We start from the raw sequence: 731 nt of genomic DNA, 5'->3' as shown, positions 1-731 counted from the left end.
GCTGACTATGTTAAGAACATGATCACCGGTGCTGCTCAGATGGACGGCGCGATCCTCGTTGTTTCGGCAGCTGACGGCCCAATGCCACAGACCCGTGAGCACATCCTGCTCGCTCGTCAGGTTGGCGTTCCTGCGATCGTTGTGTTCCTGAACAAGTGCGATCAGGTTGACGATGCTGAACTTCTCGAACTCGTAGAACTCGAAGTTCGTGAACTTCTCTCGAAGTACGACTTCCCGGGCGACGAAGTGCCAATCATCAAGGGTTCGGCTCTTGCTGCTCTTGAAGATTCTTCGAAGGAACTCGGCGAAGACGCAATCCGCAATCTGATGGCTGCTGTTGACGATTATATCCCAACTCCAGAACGTCCGATTGACCAGCCATTCCTGATGCCAATCGAAGACGTGTTCTCGATCTCGGGTCGTGGTACTGTCGTTACCGGTCGTGTAGAGCGCGGTATTGTTAAGGTTGGCGAAGAAGTCGAAATCGTCGGCATCAAGGCAACTGGCAAGACGACTGTTACCGGCGTTGAAATGTTCCGCAAGCTGCTCGATCAGGGCCAGGCTGGCGACAACATCGGCGCACTGGTTCGCGGCGTTGGTCGTGAAGACGTTGAGCGTGGTCAGGTTCTCTGCAAGCCAGGTTCGGTTAAGCCACACACCAAGTTCAAGGCAGAAGCATACATTCTGACCAAGGACGAAGGTGGCCGTCATACACCATTCTTCACCAACTA

General features: G+C 53.9%; 1 protein-coding gene. It reads left to right on the top strand.

Going from position 1 to position 731, the window contains the following annotated elements; all coding sequences use genetic code 11:
* A partial coding sequence (locus WH356_RS23975) for an elongation factor Tu (RefSeq protein ID WP_339515406.1) occupies window positions 1-731 on the top strand: 731 nt, incomplete at both ends.

The sequence above is a fragment of the Ochrobactrum sp. MYb379 genome, from assembly GCF_037479515.1.
Lineage (GTDB): Bacteria > Pseudomonadota > Alphaproteobacteria > Rhizobiales > Rhizobiaceae > Brucella.
The sequence above is the reverse complement of the archived record's forward strand: the minus strand, read 5'-3'. Positions and strand labels throughout refer to the sequence as shown.